This is a genomic window from Roseovarius sp. MMSF_3359 (assembly GCF_030733385.1).
Classification (GTDB): domain Bacteria; phylum Pseudomonadota; class Alphaproteobacteria; order Rhodobacterales; family Rhodobacteraceae; genus Roseovarius.
Genome location: NZ_JASHJC010000002.1, coordinates 337730 through 359361, shown reverse-complemented (window position 1 = coordinate 359361; position 21632 = coordinate 337730). Strand labels below are relative to the sequence as shown.

14 protein-coding genes, 3 tRNA genes and 3 rRNA genes are annotated in these 21632 nt (G+C 57.2%); 15 read left to right on the top strand and 5 right to left on the bottom strand.

Features of this window, described 5'->3' with window-relative positions; genetic code table 11:
• The first annotated feature begins 148 nt into the window (after window positions 1–148).
• The 3 genes from RBB29_RS04625 to RBB29_RS04615 all read left to right on the top strand — a co-directional run bounded on the left by RBB29_RS04625 (window position 149) and on the right by RBB29_RS04615 (window position 4788).
• On the top strand, window positions 149–2128 hold the full coding sequence (locus RBB29_RS04625) for a glycosyltransferase family 2 protein (RefSeq protein ID WP_306113003.1): 1980 nt from the start codon (window positions 149–151) through the stop codon (window positions 2126–2128).
• Entirely contained in the window at window positions 2125–3060 is a 936-nt protein-coding gene (locus tag RBB29_RS04620) for a hypothetical protein (protein WP_306113002.1), read from the top strand. Before RBB29_RS04625 ends, RBB29_RS04620 begins: the two co-directional genes overlap by 4 nt.
• 153 nt (window positions 3061–3213) lie before the next feature.
• Complete coding sequence (locus RBB29_RS04615) at window positions 3214–4788, top strand: hypothetical protein (RefSeq protein WP_306113001.1); 1575 nt, start codon at window positions 3214–3216, stop codon at window positions 4786–4788.
• 45 nt (window positions 4789–4833) lie between these two features.
• Here RBB29_RS04615 and RBB29_RS04610 read toward each other — a convergent pair whose 3' ends face one another.
• Entirely contained in the window at window positions 4834–5313 is a 480-nt protein-coding gene (locus RBB29_RS04610) for a fasciclin domain-containing protein (RefSeq protein WP_306113000.1), read from the bottom strand.
• Window positions 5314–5591: 278 nt separating this feature from the next.
• Here RBB29_RS04610 and RBB29_RS04605 point away from each other — a divergent pair, with 278 nt between their 5' ends.
• The 11 genes from RBB29_RS04605 (at window position 5592) to RBB29_RS04555 (ending at window position 17200) form a co-directional block, all read left to right on the top strand.
• The gene (locus tag RBB29_RS04605) at window positions 5592–7082 is read left to right on the top strand and encodes an FMN-binding glutamate synthase family protein (protein WP_306112999.1); all 1491 of its coding nucleotides are present in this window, start codon (window positions 5592–5594) and stop codon (window positions 7080–7082) included.
• Window positions 7082–7741, top strand: a complete 660-nt coding sequence (locus RBB29_RS04600; protein ID WP_306112998.1) for an HAD family phosphatase — start codon at window positions 7082–7084, stop codon at window positions 7739–7741. Before RBB29_RS04605 ends, RBB29_RS04600 begins: the two co-directional genes overlap by 1 nt.
• A 113-nt stretch (window positions 7742–7854) precedes the next feature.
• Window positions 7855–8778, top strand: a complete 924-nt coding sequence (gene msrP / locus RBB29_RS04595; protein WP_306112997.1) for a protein-methionine-sulfoxide reductase catalytic subunit MsrP — start codon at window positions 7855–7857, stop codon at window positions 8776–8778.
• Window positions 8779–8813: 35 nt separating this feature from the next.
• Window positions 8814–9419 carry a protein-methionine-sulfoxide reductase heme-binding subunit MsrQ gene (gene msrQ, locus RBB29_RS04590; RefSeq protein WP_306112996.1) on the top strand — a complete coding sequence of 202 codons (606 nt, stop codon included), beginning with the start codon at window positions 8814–8816 and terminating at the stop codon, window positions 9417–9419.
• 778 nt (window positions 9420–10197) lie between these two features.
• A 16S ribosomal RNA gene (locus RBB29_RS04585) occupies window positions 10198–11663 on the top strand.
• Window positions 11664–11833: 170 nt separating this feature from the next.
• Window positions 11834–11910: transfer RNA gene (locus tag RBB29_RS04580), tRNA-Ile, on the top strand.
• Between the two features lie 149 nt (window positions 11911–12059).
• Window positions 12060–12135: transfer RNA gene (locus RBB29_RS04575), tRNA-Ala, on the top strand.
• A 377-nt stretch (window positions 12136–12512) separates the two neighbouring features.
• A 23S ribosomal RNA gene (locus tag RBB29_RS04570) occupies window positions 12513–15961 on the top strand.
• A gap of 115 nt (window positions 15962–16076) precedes the next feature.
• Window positions 16077–16191 (top strand): 5S ribosomal RNA (rrf, locus tag RBB29_RS04565).
• Together the 16S, 23S and 5S rRNA genes with 3 tRNA genes alongside form the textbook arrangement of a ribosomal RNA operon.
• A gap of 76 nt (window positions 16192–16267) precedes the next feature.
• Window positions 16268–16344: transfer RNA gene (locus RBB29_RS04560), tRNA-Met, on the top strand.
• 184 nt (window positions 16345–16528) lie between these two features.
• A complete protein-coding gene (locus RBB29_RS04555) occupies window positions 16529–17200 on the top strand; it encodes a dimethylsulfonioproprionate lyase family protein (RefSeq protein WP_306112995.1) in 672 nt (223 codons plus the stop codon).
• A 62-nt stretch (window positions 17201–17262) separates the two neighbouring features.
• Here RBB29_RS04555 and RBB29_RS04550 read toward each other — a convergent pair whose 3' ends face one another.
• The gene (locus RBB29_RS04550; protein ID WP_306112994.1) at window positions 17263–17748 is read right to left on the bottom strand and encodes a flavodoxin family protein; all 486 of its coding nucleotides are present in this window, start codon (window positions 17746–17748) and stop codon (window positions 17263–17265) included.
• A 102-nt stretch (window positions 17749–17850) separates the two neighbouring features.
• Here RBB29_RS04550 and ade point away from each other — a divergent pair, with 102 nt between their 5' ends.
• The gene (gene ade / locus RBB29_RS04545) at window positions 17851–19545 is read left to right on the top strand and encodes an adenine deaminase (RefSeq protein WP_306112993.1); all 1695 of its coding nucleotides are present in this window, start codon (window positions 17851–17853) and stop codon (window positions 19543–19545) included.
• Window positions 19546–19681: 136 nt separating this feature from the next.
• Here the strand turns inward: ade and RBB29_RS04540 are convergent, their stop codons facing one another.
• From RBB29_RS04540 to RBB29_RS04530, 3 genes are read right to left on the bottom strand one after another with little or no spacing between them, the layout of a single operon-like run.
• Window positions 19682–20824, bottom strand: coding sequence for an ABC transporter substrate-binding protein (locus tag RBB29_RS04540; protein WP_306112992.1), 1143 nt, complete (start codon window positions 20822–20824; stop codon window positions 19682–19684).
• 19 nt (window positions 20825–20843) lie between these two features.
• On the bottom strand, window positions 20844–21080 hold the full coding sequence (locus tag RBB29_RS04535; protein ID WP_306112991.1) for an Lrp/AsnC family transcriptional regulator: 237 nt from the start codon (window positions 21078–21080) through the stop codon (window positions 20844–20846).
• A 60-nt stretch (window positions 21081–21140) separates the two neighbouring features.
• Complete coding sequence (locus RBB29_RS04530) at window positions 21141–21566, bottom strand: tellurite resistance TerB family protein (RefSeq protein WP_306112990.1); 426 nt, start codon at window positions 21564–21566, stop codon at window positions 21141–21143.
• Window positions 21567–21632: the final 66 nt, after the last annotated feature.

Sequence of the window (21632 nt, the reverse complement as noted above, 5' to 3'; positions counted from 1 at the left end):
ATCGGCGGGGTGGCAGCGTTGCAAGACGGTTGCGGTTAGCGAAACAATAACCGAGGACCAAGACGGTTGTTGCGTGGATTTGGCCACGGCGCCTATACTGCGGTTGGCAGTTCTTGCTGTCCCATGAACAAGAAACAAAGAACGAGCAATGGCAGATCAGGCACCTGCACAGGAAGACGGCCAGGGGGTTCCCCGTTGGCTTGATGACATTCGTCCCGGTGGCAATGGCGAGGGGTTTCTGGAGAAGCGTCTGCGTCACAGCCTACTTTTCGTGCGCCGCCCGGTGAACCGATTGCTGGTGACATTCGACAACCTGTCGAATGTCGGCGATACGTCGGTGGAGCGGGAGCCATGGGCCTTCAAGTTTGCACGGGACGAGAACATCTCGCATCTGGGTATCATGGCGCATGTGAGCGACTGGTATCGCGATCCTGACCTGATTGCGCGCATGCGGAAGCTGAAGCGGGACGGGTTTTTCGATGGCTATGATAGGGTGGTGTTTGCCGGTGTGTCGATGGGCGGATATGCGGCGATTGCCTATGGCTCGATCGTGCCGGGCGCCCATGTGGTCTCGGTCAATCCGCAAAGCACGCTCAATCCCGATCTGGTTCCGTGGGAGACGCGGTATGAGAACGGACGGCGGCAGGATTGGTCCTTGCCCTTGGGCGATGCCGCCAAGCTGACCACGAAACTGGGCCGGGTTAACATCTTCTACGATCCGTATCACGCGCTTGATCATCAGCATGTCGGGCGGTTTCGCGGCAAGAACATCCAGGTGTTCAATTGCTGGTTTTCCAATCACAAGACGGCGGTTTTCCTGCGCAAGATTGATGCGCTGAAACCGGTCATGCGGCATTGCATCTTTGACGAATTGACTGCGCCTGCGTTCTACAAGCTCTATCGCGGGCGGCGGAACCTGCCATGGTATCGTGGGTCCTTGTCGTCGTATTTTCGCGATCTGGGACGGGACGGTTTGGCGGATCGGGTTGACGTGGCTTTTCGGCACCGGCTGCGGGACAAGGCGCCTGAACCGGCGGACCCGGGCACGGCCAAGCCGCCGGCGGCCCCGGCGATTTCCACGACCCCGGTCAATATCGAGCGGCGCAATACCGGGCGTTCTGCGATCATCACGACGATGAAGAACGAAGGCCCGTTCATGTTGGAATGGGTCGCCTATCACCGTGCCATCGGTTTCACGGATTTCCTGATCTACACCAACCATTGCGATGACGGGACCGACAAGATCGCGATGCGGCTTGAAGAGTTGGGCATGGTCAAACATGTCGAGAACCGGTTCAAGGCCGGGGCCAGTCCGCAGCGGGTGGCGTTGCGGCGTGCGCTGAAGCAGGAGGTATACCTGAATTGCGATTGGGTGATCTGTGCCGATTGCGACGAGTTTCTCAACATTCGTGCGGGTGGTGGCAAACTGGACGATCTGTTCGAAGCCACCGGTGAGGCCGACGCGATTTCCTTTTGCTGGAAACTTTTCGGATGCGGCGAGCAGGTCACATATGAAGACAAGTTGATCACCGAGCGTTTTACCTGGTGTGCGCCGGAGGGGTACCGGGGCAAGTATCGCGCGCTTGGATTGAAGACCATGTTCCGCCCCTCTGCCAATATCCGGAAATTCGGCGTGCACCGGCCGAAATTCGATGACCGTCCCGCGGGGTTCGTGTGGAAGGACGCCGGAGGTCAGGTGATGCCCGAGAAGTATTTCGAAGCGGGTTGGTCGGCGCATCAGGAGTTCAGCCATGAGCACGCGCGTCTGCATCACTACGCGGTTCGATCGGTGGACAGTTTCCTGGTCAAGCGGGACCGCGGCAGGACGAACCATGTGGGCGACGATCAGGGGGTAGCCTATTGGGCGGACATGAACCTCAACATGGAGCAGGATGAAAGCCTTCTGCCATCGGTCAAGGCCACCCGGGCTGAGGTCAAGAAGATGATGGCAGACCCCGAGATTGCGCGGCTGCACGAAGCGGCCTGCGCGTGGCACCAGGCAAAGGTTGACAAGCTGAAGTCGGACAAGGATTGGCTGGCGCTGCACGCTCTTCTGAAAAAGATCAATCGACCGGGTGAGCAACCTGTGACACGCGATCAGTTGATGCAGGATCTGGCAGTCGGATGAGCCGCCCGACACTGGTGTTGCATGGCGGGTTTCACAAGACCGCCACCAGCCATATCCAGTCGCTTCTGGCCCGCAATGCCAAGATGCTGGAACGGTCGGGGGTGCAATATCTGCATCATCGCGACACGCGCAAGCAGCTGACCGTGCCGGTGCAATGCAATGTCTATACCTCGGTCGGGATGGACTGGGACCCCAAGATCAGTGATGTGGAGCTCGCCGAGATGACCAGCGTGTTCTTCGACGAGGTATTGGATACCAAGGCCGGGCGCATCATCCTGTCGGACGAGAACATGGCCGGTCATTGCGGCCATTGCGTCAAACGCGGTGTCCTTTATCGCTGGCGGCGGAAGCTGATCGAGACCTTCTCGGCGCAGTTTCCCTATCCGGTGAGCGAGGTCTACCTGGGCGTCCGAAACTATGCGGATTTCTTTGCCTCGGCCTATGTCGAATATCTGCGCTCCGTGCAGGAGCGGTGGTTCATTGATGAGCCGGTTTTCCGCCGCAATGTGCTGGAAAACATGCCGAGCTGGCACAATGTGCTGAAATCCATTGTCACCCTGTTCCCGGAGGCGCGGGTCACCGTCTGGAAATACGAAGATTTTCGCGCGCTGGACACGGAGATCCTCGGCCTGCTTTGCGGCCCCGATATTGATGTGTCCAAGCTGAAGGAACCCAAGGACAAGAACAAGCGGCCTACCGCGTCGGGCCGGGCAGTGGCCGAACTTCTGAAACTGATCCATGAGCGCGGTGCGGCGCACGCGCTGGATGAACGGGTGGCGCTGCAGGAAAGATACCCGCGCGGCAAGAAATACGGCGGCTATGACCCCTGGACCGCGCAGGAGCGGGCGCATCTGACACATGTATATGAGCGCGACATTGATGACATTCGGGCCAACCCGGCCATTCACCTTCTTGAACCCGGTGGGTCATGAGCGGGCAGGGGCGTTTGGCTGCAACACTTGGCGCAGGCCAATGCCGTTCGGCCGCCGAATTTCTTGCGTGGTGCGGGGCCGGCCCCTACAAATCCGGAAAAAACACCCGTCGGGCGCGGGATGCGCGCCGCGGACAGAAGAACGAGGGTCGAGATGGGCAGGGATTATGAGATCGGCATGCTGTGGGTCGAGGGGCCTCTGAGCTATGTCGAGGTGCTATGCGCGCAGTCGTTCCTCGACGCCGGGCATCACGTCAAACTCTATCACTACGAGGATGTGCAAAACGTCCCCGACGGGGTTGAACTGGTCCATGGTGACAGCGTCCTCAAGATTGACCGGTTTATTCAGCATGGCAAGACCGGTAGCTTCGCGCTTTTTTCCGACGTCTTTCGCTATCACCTGCTGCAGCAGAATGACCGGATGATCTGGGCCGATCTTGATGCCTATTGCGTCAAGAAGTTCGAAACCGAGACCGGGCATTTCTTTGGCTGGGAAAGCGCGCGTCATATCAATGGCGGTGTGTTGGGCCTGCCGCAGGACAGCGAGGCGCTTGGCCATCTGATGGAGATGACCAAGGATGAATACGCGATCCCCGAATGGCTGTCCGAGAAGGAAAAGGCCAAGCTGCGGGCGGCGCAGGAGGCGGGCAAGCCGGTGCATGTCGGCGGCATGTCGTGGGGCGTCTGGGGGCCGCATGCGGTGACGCATTTCCTGCAAAAGACCGGCGAGGCGAAATATGCATTGCCAATCGAAGGGCTATATCCCGTAGGCTTCCGGCAGCGGCGGCAATTGATGCAGCCGAAATTGAAATCGAAGATCGAAGAGGTGGTGACGCAGGATACCTATTCGATCCATTTCTATGGCCGCCGGGTGCGGGAGATTTTGTCGGAATGGGGCGGCGTGCCTTACGAGGGCAGTTACATGGATATGCTTTTGAAGAAGCACAAGATCGACACCGAAGCGGCGCCGGTGTTGTCGCGCGAGGAGAAAGCAGCGTTGAAAGCAACCGAGCAGAAGGTCAAATCGACTCCGCCTGTCGCCACCGGCAAGGGCGGCGAGAACATGACCGACCTGGCCGACCGGTATGGTTCGGACAAGGGATCGACCAAGCACCGCTACACGGAGCTTTACCACATGCTCTTTCACCCCTACCGGGGGCGTAAGATCACCTTCCTGGAAATGGGCCTGCTGATCGGCGGGCCGGAACACGGCATCGACAAGGACCGCAAGACCGATGATGTGCCGTCGATCCGCATGTGGCTTGAGTATTTCAAGAAGGCGCATATTCACGGGCTGGACGTGTCGGATTTCAGCTGGTTCAAACATGACCGCTTCACCTTCCATCGCTGCGACATGGATGATCGGTCCGAAATCGCCCGTGCCATCGCGGAAATCAGCCCTGCGCCCACGATCGTCGTGGATGACGCGAGCCATGCAAGTCATCATCAGCAGAACGCTTTCCTCGAGATCTTCCCGCGGCTCGAGTCTGGCGGCCTTTATGTGATTGAAGATCTGCGGTGGCAGCCGAAACCCTATGAAAAGCCGGGGATCACCAAGACCGCGGCGCTGTTCCGGACTTGGCTCGACAATCGCGAATTCGAGCATTCCGACCCTGCCATCGCGGCGGAGTTCAATGCGATGAGCGATCAGATTTCCGGCTGCATCATCGAGCCGGTCAAATTTCAGAAGGGTCGCAAGGATCAGGTGGCAGTGATCCATAAACGCTAGGCATGAAAAAGGGCGCGACATTGCGCGCCCTTCTGCTGGATTGGATTACTCCGGGATGATGACCGCGTCGATTACGTGGATCACGCCGTTCGAGGCTTCGATATCCGCGCTTACAACATTGGCGCCGTTCACGGTCACGCCATCTTCGGTCATGATGGTCAGGTCGCCACCTTGCGCGGTGGTTGCCGTCATGTTGTTCGACAGATCACCAGACATCACCTTACCCGGCACCACGTGATACGTCAGGATCGAGGCAAGCTGATCCTTGTTCTCGGGCTTCAGAAGCGATTCAACCGTGCCATCGGGCAGGGCCGCAAAAGCCTCATCCGTGGGGGCGAATACGGTGTAGGGACCTTCGCCTTTCAGCGTATCCACCAGATCGGCGGCTTTGGCCGCGGCAACCAGCGTTTCAAAGTCACCCGCGCCGACGGCCGTATCAACGATATCCTTGCCGGCGCTACCGGCGAAGGCGGGACCACTGATGAGGGCGGCGGCGGTCAGGGCGAGGTAGGTTCTACGAAACATTCTGATTTCCTTTCATTATGTTTGGACAATGCCCGTGCGGACACATGCGGCGGTTACGACGAGGTGATCGGATTGGATCTCCGGCGTTTTCCGCCGATGCGATTTGACAAAATGGCCGCGCCGCCTAAGCCGCGCCCTTTTGAGATTTCAAATGACAAAGATGTTATTGACCGTTTCAAAACGGCCTGGAAATTGCCGGGTTGCGGCGCTTGTCGTGCCGGTGCTTCCGGCGCAAGATGACCGTGATCGGCGATGGTGACCGAAGGGGATGCAAAGAAATGACCTATGCGATGAACGTGCTGCAGGTAATGGCGCTTCTCTTCGTTCTGGTGCTTGGCGTCATCGTGATCCTGGTGGTGGCCTTCTTCATCCTCGACAAGACGCAAAAGGGCGATGCGATCCGGCGGAACTATCCGGTGATCGGGCGGTTTCGCGGGCTCTTCACCAAACTTGGCGAGTTCTTTCGCCAGTATTTCTTTGCCATGGACCGCGAGGAGATGCCGTTCAACCGCGCGCAGCGGGATTGGGTTGCCCATGCGGCCAAGGGTGAAAGTAACACATTGGCGTTCGGATCGACCCGCAATCTGGGTATTCCCGGCACGCCGATTTTCGTGAACGCGGCCTTCCCGCCGCTGGACGATCAGTTTGCCGCGACCGAACCGATGGTGATCGGCCCGACGGCGGCGGTGCCTTATAGCGCCAAGTCGATCTTCAACATCTCGGGCATGAGTTTCGGCGCGATTTCGAAACCGGCGGTCGAGGCGCTGAGCCGTGGTGCGGCAAAAGCCGGGGTCTGGCTCAACACCGGGGAAGGGGGGCTTTCGCCTTACCACCTGAAAGGTGGCTGCGATATTGTCTTTCAAATTGGTACCGCCAAATACGGTGTGCGCGACCGTGATGGCAGGCTTGATGACGAGAAGCTGCGGCAGGTCGGGGAGAACCCGATGGTCAAGATGTTTGAGTTGAAGCTGGCGCAGGGGGCGAAGCCGGGCAAAGGCGGCATCCTGCCTGGTGACAAGGTCACCCCCGAGATTGCCGAGATCCGCGGGATAGATGTCGGGCAATCCAGTATTTCGCCCAATCGCCACTTGGACGTGCATGATTTCAACGACCTGCTCGACATGATCTGCCACATCCGCGAAGTCACGGGCAAACCGGCGGGGTTCAAGACCGTGGTCGGTGCGTCCGAGACGTGGGAAGAGCTCTTTACCTTGATTGCCGAGCGCGGATCGGACTGCGCGCCGGATTTCATTACCCTTGATGGCGGCGAGGGGGGGACCGGCGCCGCGCCGATGCCGCTCATGGATCTGGTGGGCATGCCGATCCGCGAGGCATTGCCCCGGATTGTCGATCTGCGCGATCAATATGGGCTGAAGGACCGCATCCGGATCATCGCGGCGGGCAAGCTGGTCAATCCCGGCGATGTTGCCTGGGCGATCTGCGCGGGGGCGGATATCGTGACGTCGGCGCGCGGTTTCATGTTTGCCCTGGGCTGTATCCAGGCGCTGAAATGCAACAAGAACACCTGCCCCACCGGGATTACCACTCATGATCCGCATCTGCAGGCCGGTCTGGTGGTCGAGGACAAGTTCGAAAAGGTCGCGCATTACGCCAAGTCGATCATCAAGGAGGTTGAGACGATTGCCCATTCGGTGGGCGTGTCGGAACCCCGGCAGATGCGGCGGCGGCATGTGCGGATCGTGCAGCAGGATGGTACGTCGGTCCCGATGAACCAGATCCGGCCCAGCCATGATACCGGGGCTGCCTGATGGCGTTGTTCGGCGGGGTGGTTCGCGCGGTGATCTTCGACTGTGACGGCGTGTTGGTGGAAAGCGAGAGCATCACGAACAGGCTCTTGCGCGATGATCTGGCGACGCGCGGTCTTGATCTGCCGCTGAGCGAGGTGATGTCGATTGCCTGGGGCGGCACGATGGAAGGTGTTGCCGCCGAAGCCACGCGGCGCGGCGCAGACCTGCCGCCGGACTGGGTCGACCTCTTCTATGTCAAGATGTTCGCGGCCCTCGACGCGGAGGTCGAGGCCATTCCCGGTGTTGCGGATCTGCTGGACGGTCTGCACCGGGCGGGGATCGCCTGCGCCGTGGGGTCGAACGGACCGCTGGCCAAGATGGATATCACGCTGCGGCGCACAGGGCTTTGGAATTGGCTCGCGCCGCATGTCTACTCCGCCCGCGAATTGGCCAATCCGAAACCGGCGCCTGACATATATATACATGCCGCGGATCGCCTTGATGTTTCGCCCGATCATTGCGTCGTGGTCGAAGACAGCGCGTCGGGCGCGCGCGCCGCGAAGGCCGCCGGTATGCGCTGCATCGGGTTTGCGGCGGCGGGGCAGGATGACGTGTTGGCGCCCCATTGCGATGCGCTGGCATGGGACATGGCAGCGGTGGGCAGGTTGCTGGGCGTCTGACGCCCGCTTGTTTCAGGTATCTGAACTCATTGTGAGCAGTATTGTTTTGCCCCCGCAAACCCATGAGCTTTAGACACGGAAACGATAGAGTTTGTGGAAAGGACCCGCTGCGTATGGCTTATCGCTGGAAGAACACGCTGAAAGAAAGTGACGTGACATCCGAGGCGGTGTTTCTCGACCGGCGTCGTTTGATGGCGGGCATGGCCGGAAGTATCGCCGCGGGCGCGTTGGCAGCACCCGCCGCTGCGATGGGGCCTTCGGCAACCGCGGAGATGGGCGAGCCCAACAGTTGGGAAGACATCACCAGCTACAACAACTTCTATGAGTTTGGCACCGGCAAGGGTGATCCGGCGCGATACGCGCATCTGCTGACCACCAAGCCTTGGAGCGTGAAGATCGACGGGTTGGTCGACAACCCCGGCGACTACGCCTTTGAGGACATCATGGCCAAGATGACGATCGAGGAGCGGATCTATCGGTTCCGCTGTGTCGAACGCTGGGCGATGATCGTGCCATGGAACGGATTTGAACTGGCCGACCTTCTGGCGCTGGCCGGGGTGCAGAGTGATGCGAAATACGTCGCTTTCGAGACCGCGCTGCGTCCTGACGAAATGCCGGGGGTCAGCCAGCCGGTGATCGACTGGCCTTATGTCGAGGGTTTGCGGCTGGACGAAGCAATGCACCCGCTGACCTTCGTGGCGACCGGTATCTATGGCAAGGACATCCCGAACCAGAACGGCGCGCCGCTGCGCCTGGTGGTGCCGTGGAAGTATGGCTACAAGTCGATCAAATCCATCGTCCGCATCACCCTGACCGATCGGGAGCCGCCCACCGCCTGGAACAAGTACAGCGCGCGGGAGTATGGCTTCTATTCGAATGTGAACCCGAACCGGGCGCATCCGCGCTGGTCGCAGGAATATGAGCAGCTTCTGGGCCAGGGGCTTTTTGCCGAGAAGATCCCGACGCGGATGTTCAACGGCTACGAGGAAGAAGTCGCGAGCCTTTATGAAGGCATGGACCTCATCGAGTATCATTGAGCCATATTGCGGATCTGTCCTAAGCTGACGCTGACATGAGTATCTCAGCCACGATCAATGGCCCGGTCCGGGCCGTGCCGACTTGGCCCATTTATCTCGGCAGCCTTGCTTATGCGGGCTGGCTTCTGTGGCTCGGTATCGACGGGCGGTTGGGGCCAAACCCGGTTGAGGCGCTGGAACATGCCTTGGGCGAAGCCGGGCTTTACGTTCTGATCGCCGGGCTGGCGATCACGCCCCTGCGCCGGCTCACTGGCATCAACCTTCTCAAGTTTCGCCGCGCCGTCGGTCTGTGCGGCTTCTTCTTTGTCACGCTGCACCTGATGACCTGGGCCGTGCTGGATGTGCAGGCGCTCGACCGGGTCTGGGCGGATATCCTGAAGCGCCCCTATATAACGGTGGGCATGGTGGCCTTTGTCCTGATGATCCCGCTGGCGCTTACCTCCAACTACTGGTCGGTCCGGCGGATGGGAGGTTCCTGGCGGACGCTGCACAAACTGACCTATGTCGCGGTGCTGCTCGGGGGCGTGCATTACCTGATGCTTGTCAAAGGCTGGCAGATCCGGCCGATGATCTTCGTGGCGATCATCATCACGCTTTTGCTGTTGCGGCTGCTCAAGCGTCCGCGGGCGGCGAGGTCCTAGGACAGGCCGACCTCTCCGCGGCCCGGTATTGCAGTCGCAACCGCCGACTCGCGCTGAATCGGCTCTTTCGACTCGGATGAATCGCCTTTCGCTGCCCGATTTCGGGCGATTCACGGATTCGATGCGAGATTCTTGGCCGAGACTCAGGTGATTTTGGCGAGATTCATGGGGTGAGTCTGCCCTCACTTGGGGATAACCCGGTGGAAAACCCAATATATGGGGGTTTCGGCTCGGCGGACATGGCAAGAAAATTGCGCGGAAATGGCGTGTGTTGAAATTTTTGGGACGTAAGTCGTTATTTTCACGGGAAAAAACAGAAATACGAAAAAAAGATGACGTTTATCGAAAAAAGGGGTTGCGGGGGCCAGCGGCAATCCGTAAATACCCCCTCACCGGCGGCGCTGAGGCGCACAACGGAACGCCAGACGGAATGAGCGGGACACACTCGCAAGGGACGCCAGGCAAAAAACACTGAGGTAACTGACGCAGGTTGCGCCAAAAAGATTATGGCGCTTCGTGTTGATTTTGTCTCTACGCTCTTTGAAATCGATAGTATCTGAAGAGATATGTGGGCGGTTTGGTTCATTCGATGAACAAACAACTGCACATATATCGCGCTACTAGACTTCGGTCGATTATGTAGTGTCAGCTTCACTGTTTGGACGGTTTCCGGTTTCTTATGAAACCAGAAGCACAACAAACAGTTCGATCCGGTCATGCCGGCCGGATCAATATGTGCAGAGGTTCGAACGTCAAGGTTAAGCTGGTAACAGCTTTTCAACTTGAGAGTTTGATCCTGGCTCAGAACGAACGCTGGCGGCAGGCCTAACACATGCAAGTCGAGCGCACCTTCGGGTGAGCGGCGGACGGGTTAGTAACGCGTGGGAACGTGCCCTTCTCTACGGAATAGCCATTGGAAACGATGAGTAATACCGTATACGCCCTTCGGGGGAAAGATTTATCGGAGAAGGATCGGCCCGCGTTAGATTAGATAGTTGGTGGGGTAACGGCCTACCAAGTCTACGATTTATAGCTGGTTTTAGAGGATGATCAGCAACACTGGGACTGAGACACGGCCCAGACTCCTACGGGAGGCAGCAGTGGGGAATCTTAGACAATGGGCGCAAGCCTGATCTAGCCATGCCGCGTGAGTGATGAAGGCCTTAGGGTCGTAAAGCTCTTTCGCCAGGGATGATAATGACAGTACCTGGTAAAGAAACCCCGGCTAACTCCGTGCCAGCAGCCGCGGTAATACGGAGGGGGTTAGCGTTGTTCGGAATTACTGGGCGTAAAGCGTACGTAGGCGGATTAGAAAGTTAGGGGTGAAATCCCGGGGCTCAACCCCGGAACTGCCTCTAAAACTACTAGTCTAGAGTTCGAGAGAGGTGAGTGGAACTCCGAGTGTAGAGGTGAAATTCGTAGATATTCGGAAGAACACCAGTGGCGAAGGCGGCTCACTGGCTCGATACTGACGCTGAGGTACGAAAGTGTGGGGAGCAAACAGGATTAGATACCCTGGTAGTCCACACCGTAAACGATGAATGCCAGTCGTCGGGCAGTATACTGTTCGGTGACACACCTAACGGATTAAGCATTCCGCCTGGGGAGTACGGTCGCAAGATTAAAACTCAAAGGAATTGACGGGGGCCCGCACAAGCGGTGGAGCATGTGGTTTAATTCGAAGCAACGCGCAGAACCTTACCAACCCTTGACATCCTGATCGCGGTTACCGGAGACGGTTTCCTTCAGTTCGGCTGGATCAGTGACAGGTGCTGCATGGCTGTCGTCAGCTCGTGTCGTGAGATGTTCGGTTAAGTCCGGCAACGAGCGCAACCCACATCCCTAGTTGCCAGCAGTTCGGCTGGGCACTCTATGGAAACTGCCCGTGATAAGCGGGAGGAAGGTGTGGATGACGTCAAGTCCTCATGGCCCTTACGGGTTGGGCTACACACGTGCTACAATGGTGTCTACAGTGGGTTAATCCCCAAAAGACATCTCAGTTCGGATTGGGGTCTGCAACTCGACCCCATGAAGTCGGAATCGCTAGTAATCGCGTAACAGCATGACGCGGTGAATACGTTCCCGGGCCTTGTACACACCGCCCGTCACACCATGGGAGTTGGGTTTACCCGAAGGCCGTGCGCCAACCTTTCGAGGGGGCAGCGGACCACGGTGAGCTCAGCGACTGGGGTGAAGTCGTAACAAGGTAGCCGTAGGGGAACCTGCGGCTGGATCACCTCCTTTCTAAGGATGTTCCTAGCATCACAGAGCTTGCTCTTGATCGTGGAACACTTAGCAGAAGATTGGCAATCAAAGCCGATCACATCCGTTGGATTTGCCTGGCAAATACCAACGTGGGCCGGACCGTCCTCATATCTCTTCAGGAATTGATTTCAGGCCCTACCGGCCTGTCTGGGTCGGTAGCTCAGGTGGTTAGAGCGCACGCCTGATAAGCGTGAGGTCGGAGGTTCAAGTCCTCCTCGACCCACCAACGTTCACATTTGCGGAGCAAATTGAACGGGCGGCAGTTGATTTTCGCAGAAAATCGACGAGAGCCATCATGAACCACCGGGCGCGCCGCAAGTTTTGCACGCAAAACTCGCTTACCGCGTTCGTCGAATTTGCGCAGCAAATTCAACTGGGGCCTTAGCTCAGCTGGGAGAGCGCCTGATTTGCATTCAGGAGGTCAGCGGTTCGATCCCGCTAGGCTCCACCAATTCCAATCAGATCATCAAGCATTCGCGTGAATGTTTGATCGTCCGATTGGACGAATTGACATCGTATAGAGAGATACAAAATATCAACACTGTTTGATGCCCGTAAGTACGCGGCGCATCTCAGTTTGGTTCCACCTTCGGGTGGAAGGCATCAGAATAGGCTGCTTCCTCAACCTACCTGGTGTATCCCGGGCTGAAACGAACAGAGTTGTCCAAGTCAAGTACACTAACCCGAGTGTTCCGCAAGGAATGCTCATTGTCCGCTTCACCGACATGAAGCGGGCGGGAAAGTATGCTTTTGGTTCAGAATAAGGATGACAGTTTCTTACCAGCTTCTGTTATCGCGCAGGACGCAAGTCTTGCTTTTTCTGGATCAAATCAAGCGCGAGAAGGGCGTTTGGTGAATGCCTTGGCAGTAAGAGGCGATGAAAGACGTGATACTCTGCGATAAGCCATGGGGAGCTGAGAATAAGCTTTGATCCATGGATTTCTGAATGGGGCAACCCACCTGACAGTTTGTTATAATTGCCTTACGGCAGCTTATAACTTGCTGAAACAGGTACTTAAGGACTGAATACATAGGTCTTTAAGAGCAAACCCGGAGAACTGAAACATCTAAGTACCCGGAGGAAAGGAAATCAATTGATACTCCCCTAGTAGCGGCGAGCGAACGGGGACCAGCCGAGCCATGATTGTGAATAGAACGTGTTGGGAAGCACGGCCATAGTGGGTGACAGCCCCGTATATGAAGCATGATTGGACGTATTAAGTAGGGCGGAACACGTGAAATTCTGTCTGAAGATCGGAGGACCACCTTCGAAGGCTAAGTACTCCTTACTGACCGATAGCGAACCAGTACCGTGAGGGAAAGGTGAAAAGCACCCCGACGAGGGGAGTGAAACAGTACCTGAAACCGAACGCCTACAATCAGTCGGAGCTTGACTGGACTCTAATGACAATCCAGAACGTGACTCAATGAATCACGGATGGAGCAACACGTGTCAGACCTAGCTTTTATTACCGATGGAACAGCTGCAGTCGTCTTCCTGGTCGCAGGATTGATAGATGCAGGTGTCAATCACTGCCCGAATGAGGGCTGCTTCGCCAAGAACGAAGTACAGGCCTATAACAGCTTGTCGGTCGGAAACACGTATTTTCAGGACGGTGAGGTTGGAGAAGAATTCTACTTCCGCCGCGAAACGGCCCATGCAGATGGTCCTTTCCAGCGGGTGTGGGGCATCTCTGCTTCTACTGACGGCGAGTTGTGGGCCGGTGTGGGTCATGCCTACACGATCACAAATCGTAAGCAGAACCTGTTCCTGCAACTCAACGCCATGACCGGCCTCTATGAAGAGGGCAGCGGCGTTGACCTGGGCGGACCGATCGAATTCAGATCGGGTCTGTCGGTCGGATATCAGAACAAGGCGGGCGTTCGCATGAGCCTGAGCATCGACCATCGGTCGAACCTCGGGATCTACAGCGACAACCCGGGTCTCGAAACCGTCCAATTCCGGGTCTCAATCCCCACGAAATAACCCCGCAAAGGTTGTCATTAGTGTCCAGTCTTGTGACGGCGTACCTTTTGTATAATGGGTCATCGACTTGGTCTATCTAGCAAGCTTAAGCCGTTAGGTGTAGGCGCAGCGAAAGCGAGTCTTAATAGGGCGAATGAGTTAGATGGATCAGACCCGAAACCGAGTGATCTAGGCATGGCCAGGTTGAAGGTAAGGTAACACTTACTGGAGGACCGAACCCACATCTGTTGAAAAAGATCGGGATGAGCTGTGCCTAGGGGTGAAAGGCCAATCAAACTCGGAGATAGCTGGTTCTCTGCGAAATCTATTTAGGTAGAGCGTCATCCGAATACCCTCGGGGGTAGAGCACTGGATGGGTAATGGGGCCCCACAGGCTTACTGATCCTAACCAAACTCCGAATACCGAGGAGTACTAGATGGCAGACACACTGCGGATGCTAACGTCCGTAGTGGAGAGGGAAACAACCCTGACCTACAGCTAAGGCCCCCAATTCATGGCTAAGTGGGAAAGCAGGTGGGACGACCAAAACAACCAGGAGGTTGGCTTAGAAGCAGCCATCCTTTAAAGATAGCGTAACAGCTCACTGGTCTAAATAAGTTATCCTGCGGCGAAGATGTAACGGGGCTCAAGCCATGAGCCGAAGCTTAGGATGCCGTAAGGCATGGTAGCAGAGCGTAGTGTGACATAGTCTCATTCCTCCTTAGCGGGATCCGTCCCGCATTGGAGGAGAGAGGCTTTCGATGAAGCCGGCGCGTGAGCGATCCGGTGGAGAGATCACTAGTGAGAATGATGACATGAGTAGCGACAAAGAGTGTGAGAGACACTCTCGCCGAAAGTCCAAGGGTTCCTGCTTAAAGCTAATCTGAGCAGGGTAAGCCGACCCCTAAGTCGAGGCCGAAAGGCGTAGACGATGGGAATCAGGTTAATATTCCTGAGCCAGATGGAAGTGACGGATCGTGAAGGTTGTTCACCCTTATCGGATTGGGTGGGCCGCTAATCGGTTCCTGGAAATAGCTCCATCATCAGATCGTACCCTAAACCAACACAGGTGGACTGGTAGAGCATACCAAGGCGCTTGAGAGAACGATGTTGAAGGAACTCGGCAAAATACCTCCGTAAGTTCGCGAGAAGGAGGCCCAGTTTCTACGCAAGTATTGGCTGGGGGCACAAACCAGGGGGTGGCGACTGTTTACTAAAAACACAGGGCTCTGCGAAGTCGCAAGACGACGTATAGGGTCTGACGCCTGCCCGGTGCCTGAAGGTTAAAAGGAGAGGTGAGAGCCTTGAATTGAAGCCCAGGTAAACGGCGGCCGTAACTATAACGGTCCTAAGGTAGCGAAATTCCTTGTCGGGTAAGTTCCGACCTGCACGAATGGCGTAACGACTTCCCCGCTGTCTCCAACATCGACTCAGCGAAATTGAATTACCTGTCAAGATGCAGGTTTCCCGCGGTTAGACGGAAAGACCCCGTGCACCTTTACTACAGCTTCACACTGGCATTAGGCCGAACATGTGCAGGATAGGTGGTGGGCTTTGAAGCAGGAACGCTAGTTTCTGTGGAGCCTCCCTTGAGATACCACCCTTGTTCTGCTTGATGTCTAACCGCGGACCGTTATCCGGTTCCGGGACCCTGTGTGGCGGGTAGTTTGACTGGGGCGGTCGCCTCCTAAAGCGTAACGGAGGCGCGCGAAGGTTGGCTCAGAGCGGTCGGAAATCGCTCGTTGAGTGCAATGGCAGAAGCCAGCCTGACTGCGAGACTGACAAGTCGAGCAGAGTCGAAAGACGGCCATAGTGATCCGGTGGTCCCGAGTGGAAGGGCCATCGCTCAACGGATAAAAGGTACGCCGGGGATAACAGGCTGATACTGCCCAAGAGTCCATATCGACGGCAGTGTTTGGCACCTCGATGTCGGCTCATCTCATCCTGGGGCTGGAGCAGGTCCCAAGGGTACGGCTGTTCGCCGTTTAAAGAGGTACGTGAGCTGGGTTTAGAACGTCGTGAGACAGTTCGGTCCCTATCTGCCGTGGGTGTAGGATACTTGAGAGGAGTTGCCCCTAGTACGAGAGGACCGGGGTGAACGATCCACTGGTGGACCTGTTGTCGTGCCAACGGCAGTGCAGGGTAGCTATGATCGGACAGGATAACCGCTGAAGGCATCTAAGCGGGAAGCCCCCCTCAAAACAAGGTATCCCTGAGGACCGTGGTAGACCACCACGTCGATAGGCCGGAGATGTAAGCGCAGCAATGCGTTCAGTTGACCGGTACTAATTGTCCGATAGGCTTGATTTGATCCAGTAGAAGCGAGACTTTCGCGCGCTCAAGTAGCGTAGCGGTAGCGCACTAAACTGATCGAAAGCATACACTTAAACAGCGTACGCGACTTGGAATTAAGGGTTTTTCTTGGTTTGGTGGTCATAGCAAGAGCAAAACACCCGGTCCCATCCCGAACCCGGCCGTTAAGTGCCTTAGCGCCGATGGTACTGCGTCTTAAGGCGTGGGAGAGTAGGTCGCCGCCAAACCTAGTAAGACCCTTGAAATTCGTATCTCTCTAACGATGACGCCCCATATCTTTGCTGAACTGGGGCGCGCAATTGGCGCGGGATGGAGCAGCCCGGTAGCTCGTCAGGCTCATAACCTGAAGGTCGTAGGTTCAAATCCTACTCCCGCAACCAAAACACCGCCCTCCGGGGCGGTTTTTTGTTGGCCAGCACGCGTGTCGGTCTGCAAATTCTTTCTGCGACTTCAATAATTGACCTGTCCGATTTGAGCCCAACACAACCATCTGAAACCACTTGAACTTTTGATGAGGTGTTTAGAGTGTAAACGCATGCAGGCTTGAACCAATCGGAATGGGACATGAACAGATCTTCCATCCAGAGAATTTTTCTCGAAGCAAAGGCCTCTTTGGAATTGGCACGTACTGATGCCCCAATTTTCCTTGATGTGCTAAATTTCATGAAAACGCAGAATTTCTCTGCCGAAAATATTAGCGAGATCCACGGACGTGTTCCTGCGCACAAGGAATTGCTTCGTTCCGCCATTTCCAAGGTGCCGGACAACCCGTTTTTGAACCTGAAATCCGCATTGCTGGCTGGCTATGAACATTTGCATTGGCGGGTTGATGACAGCGGCTTTTATGCAAAAGGCGCTGATGTCGGCCATGGATATAGAAGTGGAAACATGCACGCCTTGCTGATTGGACCCGAGGATTGCCCGTTTCAGGCAGATGACTTTCTTCTGGGGTTCTTCCTCTTGGCGCCGAATACTCTTTACCGGGACCACAACCACCTAGCTCCCGAAATTTACATCCCATTGACCGGCCCAAGCGGCTGGCGGTTTGAGCAAGGCGCATGGGAGGATCATTTTCCAGGCGAGATGATCTACAATGCCCCTGGTGTCGTTCACGCGACAAGGGTCTACGAAACACCATTCTTTGCGCTGTTTGCCTGGTCGCAGGATGTTGAGTCAGCCTGCAATGTTGTTTTTGCCGACGACTGGGAGAGTATTGAGACAGAGCTTCTGAGGTAACTGAAGCAAAATGAACGCGATGGCCTATGTCCGACTTTCGGGCGCTTTGGAACTGACAAGCCTCAAAACACACCCATGCTCAACCCGGCGGCCAAGGCGAGGCCAAGCTCACGGCACCTCTCTAATTCATCGTCAGGAATAGTCTTCTTAGCCAGAATCTGTTCCGGCGTTTGCGCGTGGGTGCAGATGACGATTGGCTCCTGCACGGGCTTGAGGCGCCAACCCTGGGCGATGCGGGCAATCTGGCGGACAGCGTTTTCGCCGTCCGACCCGGCGCAGACCATCTGCGCATAGGGACGTCCTTCGATCCGGCCCAGAACGGGATAGTAGCAACGGTCGAAGAAATCCTTCATGACCCCGGCAATGGCGGCCAGGTTTTCCGGGGTGCAGAAGATATAGCCGTCGGCGCCGAGAAGGTCGTTTGGCTCCGCCTTGTCAGCGGTCAATAACGTCGTTTCGGTTTCATCGCGCGCCGCTGAATAGGCCGCTTCGGCCATTTGTTGGCTGCCGCCAGTTTTGGAGTGGTACACGATCAAGAGTCTTGCCATTGCGGAGAGCTTAGGGGGGTTTTCGCCGACTGACCATAGTGACCGCCCTCCCGGTACCATCACCCCATTGGCCCCATCGCGGAACTGAGGCATGATCGGGGGATGGCAGATTTGGAGCAGAAAATTGCGCAAGGGCGCGGGGATAAACCCGCGGATATTGTGCTGCGGGGCGGTCAGGTTTTTGATCTTGTCACCGGAGAGATGATTGCCGGCGATGTGGCGATCTGTGGCGATAGCATCGTCGGTATCGCCGCGTCCTATGACGGCTGTGAAATTATCGACGTGACGGGCTTGACGTTGGTTCCGGGCTTCATCGACACGCATCTGCATATCGAAAGCTCTCTTGTCACACCCTTTGAGTTTGACCGCTGCGTCGCCCCCCGGGGGATCACCACGGCGATTTGCGATCCGCATGAGATAGCCAATGTGATCGGTGTCGAGGGCATCCGGTATTTTCAGAAGGCCAGCGAGCAGACGGTGATGGATATCCGGGTGCAGCTTTCCTCCTGCGTGCCGTCGACGGAGATGGAAACATCCGGCGCGCGAATTGATGCCGGGGAATTGTCCGCGTTGATGGGCCATCCTTCGGCGATCGGGTTGGCGGAATTCATGAACTATCCCGGGGTTATTCACCGGGACCCCGCGGCGATGGCCAAGCTGCGCTTGTTTGGGGGCGGGCATGTTGATGGTCATTGCCCGCAGCTTTCGGGACGTGACCTCAACGCTTACATTGCTGCGGGCATCCATACCGAGCATGAGGCGACAACCGCCGAAGAGGCGCGCGAGAAGTTGCAGAAGGGCATGCGTGTCCTGATCCGCGAAGGATCGGTCAGCAAGGATCTGGAGGCGTTGCAGCCGCTATTGACCGAGCGCACGTCGCCCTACATGTGCCTCTGCACAGACGACCGCAACCCGCTTGATATCGCGGAACACGGCCATCTGGACTACATGATCCGCACCTTGATCGCGCTTGGGACACCTCCTCTGGCGGCGTATCGTGCGGCGTCGCTTTCCGCGGCGGAGGCGTTTGGCCTGAAGGATCGCGGTCAGATCGCGCCAGGAAAGCGCGCCGATATCGTGGCCCTCGGCTCGCTTGAGGCGTGTGATGCGCGGCTTGTCCTCTGCGCGGGGCGGGCGGTCGATGACACCGCCTTTGCCGCCCGCGACAGCTTGCCCCCGATTGGGCGCAACTCTGTCAAGGCGCCCGCGGTGTCCGCCACGGATTTTCGCACCACTGGCAATCGCGAAGCGACCGATGTGATCGGGATCATCGAAGGCAAGATCATAACCGAGCATCTGCACGAGGAGATTGCCATCGTCGATGGCGACAAGCCGCCCGATCCATCGCGCGACCTCGTGCGGATCGCCGTGATCGAGCGGCATGGCAGGAATGGCAACATCGCCACCGGGTTCGTGCGCGGATTTGGCATGCGGGGTGGGGCGATCGCCTCGACCGTTTGTCATGACCACCACAACATCGCCTGCGTGGGGGTGGGCTACGACGATATGGCGCTGGCGGCAAACCGGCTGAGCGAGATCGAGGGTGGGTTTGTGGTGACGGCAGATGGCAAGGTGCGTGCGGAATTGGCGCTGCCGGTGGCGGGGTTGATGACCCTTGAACCATTTGAAGCAGTTCGTGATCGCCTGATCGCGTTGCGTGATGCGGCGCGGGAATTGGGCGTGGTGTTGGAAGAGCCGTTCCTGCAACTGGCGTTTCTGGCCTTGCCGGTCATACCGGCGCTCAAGATCACCGATCGCGGTTTGGTCGATGTCGAAAAGTTCGAGGTTATTCCCTAGAGCTTCATGATCGGGCAATCGGTAGCTTGAAACCGAGCCGGGGTGATTTCGAGCTGTGTACATAAGGCAGCGCGCAAAAGAAAAAGGCACGCCCAATTCTGGACGTGCCTTCATTCAAGTATTCAGGCTTGAGCCACTACATCTTGCACTCGTCCACATAGACATTGGCGTGATTTTCCAATGCTTTGCCGGTGATCTTGTTGGTGTAGACGTCGCCTTCCTTGATAACCTCGCGGACATAGATCGTTTGCACCGGATGATGGTTGGCGGCGAATTCGAAATCACCCCGGGTGGAGGCGAAATCGGCCTCCAGGAGGGCGGCGCGGAACGCATCGGCATCGGCGACATCAGCCTTGGCCATTGCGCTCAGGAGCAGGTTGGCGGTGTCATAGCCCTGGCTTGCATAGAGCGACGGCAGGCGGCCATATTCGGCCTGGAACGCTTCGACGAACGCGGCATTGGCCTCGTTGTCGATATCCTTGTTCCACTGGCTGGTGTTCTTCACGCCCATGGCCGCATCGCCCACGGCCTGCAGAATGCCTTGATCGAAGCTGAACGCGGGACCGACGACCGGCAGGTCAAGGCCGCTGTCGGCAAGCTGCTTGAGGAAGGAAATCCCCATGCCACCCGGCAGGAAGAAGAAGATGCTGTCAGCGTCACTGGCGCGGATCTGCGCGATCTCGCTGGCGTAATCCTTCTGACCCAGCTTGGTGAAAATCTCACCGGCCAATTCGCCTTCATATAGGCGCTTGTAGCCGGTCAGCGCGTCCACACCGGCGGGATAGTTCGGCGCCAAGATGAATGTCTTCTTGAACCCCGCGGAATTGGCGTAACCACCCGCCGCCTCGTGCAGGTTGTCGTTCTGCCAGGCGACGTTGAAGTAGTTCGGATGACAGCCCTTGCCCGCCAACGCAGAAGGTCCGGCATTGGGCGATAGATAGAACTTGCCCTGCGCAGTGGCTGCGGGGACAACCGCCATGGCAAGGTTGGACCAGATGATCCCGGTCAGCACATCGACCTTTTCGGACTGGATCATCTTGTCGGCAAGCTGTACGGCGATCTCGGGCTTGCGCTGATCGTCCTCGACCACGATTTCGAGATTATCGTTCCCGGCCATCTTGGCCGCCAGCATGAAGCCGTCACGCACGTCGATGCCAAGGCCCGCACCGCCGCCCGAAAGCGTGGTGATCATGCCGACCTTGACCTTACCGTCGGCGGCCAATGCGCCCGTGCCAAGCGCGGCCATGCAGGTCGCTGCAATCAGTGATTTCAGTTTCATATTCCCTCTCCCTTGATACTCAGAACGCTTTGAAGGTCAGCGTCGTCTCTGTCCGCTCGATCCCGTCTATATCGAGCAGTTTTTCGTTGATGAAATGGCCCACATCCTCGCTGTCCTCGATATAGAGCTTCAGCAGCAGGTCAAACGGCCCGGATGTGGAGTAAAGTTCGGAATGGATTTCGCGCAGGGCGATTTGCTCGGCGACCGCATAGGACGTTCCCGGTTTGCAGCGGATATTGACGAATACGCAGCGCATCTTGATCCTCCCGTTTCTTTGGTCGCCATTAAGACCAAAATCGCGACGGAAGGAAAGGGCTTAGACGGTCAGGTGCCGTGCCCGCGCGCCGCGCTCGATGGCGGCGGCATGCAGCCGGTCGATGTTCAGCTCATAGCGGATTTCTTCGAGAATACGCAGTTCGCTTTCATCAAGCGTGCCATCGGCGGCGGCCACGTCACAGGCCAGCGCATAGGCGGTCTCGAAAAGGTGCTCGGGCAGGTTGTCGCGCACAAGGCCAAACAGCGCATCAAGCCCGTCTTCGACACTGAAGAGGTCGAACACCATCTGCGAGGTTACACGCATCCGGTCCACGTCATAGCCTGCGAAAACCGGCAGGTTATTGACGGCAACCTCGATCTTGACCAGTTCGGCGGTGCGGATGTCTTCATCCGAGGCGGAAACCGCGATCATGACGGCCACCAGACAGTCCTGGGGGGTCAGCGGATGCTGGATTTGATCGTTCATCGGGTGTCCTTTGCAATGCGGCGTTGCAGCACAGAATATTGACTGTCCGCCCGGTGAGCAATAGGA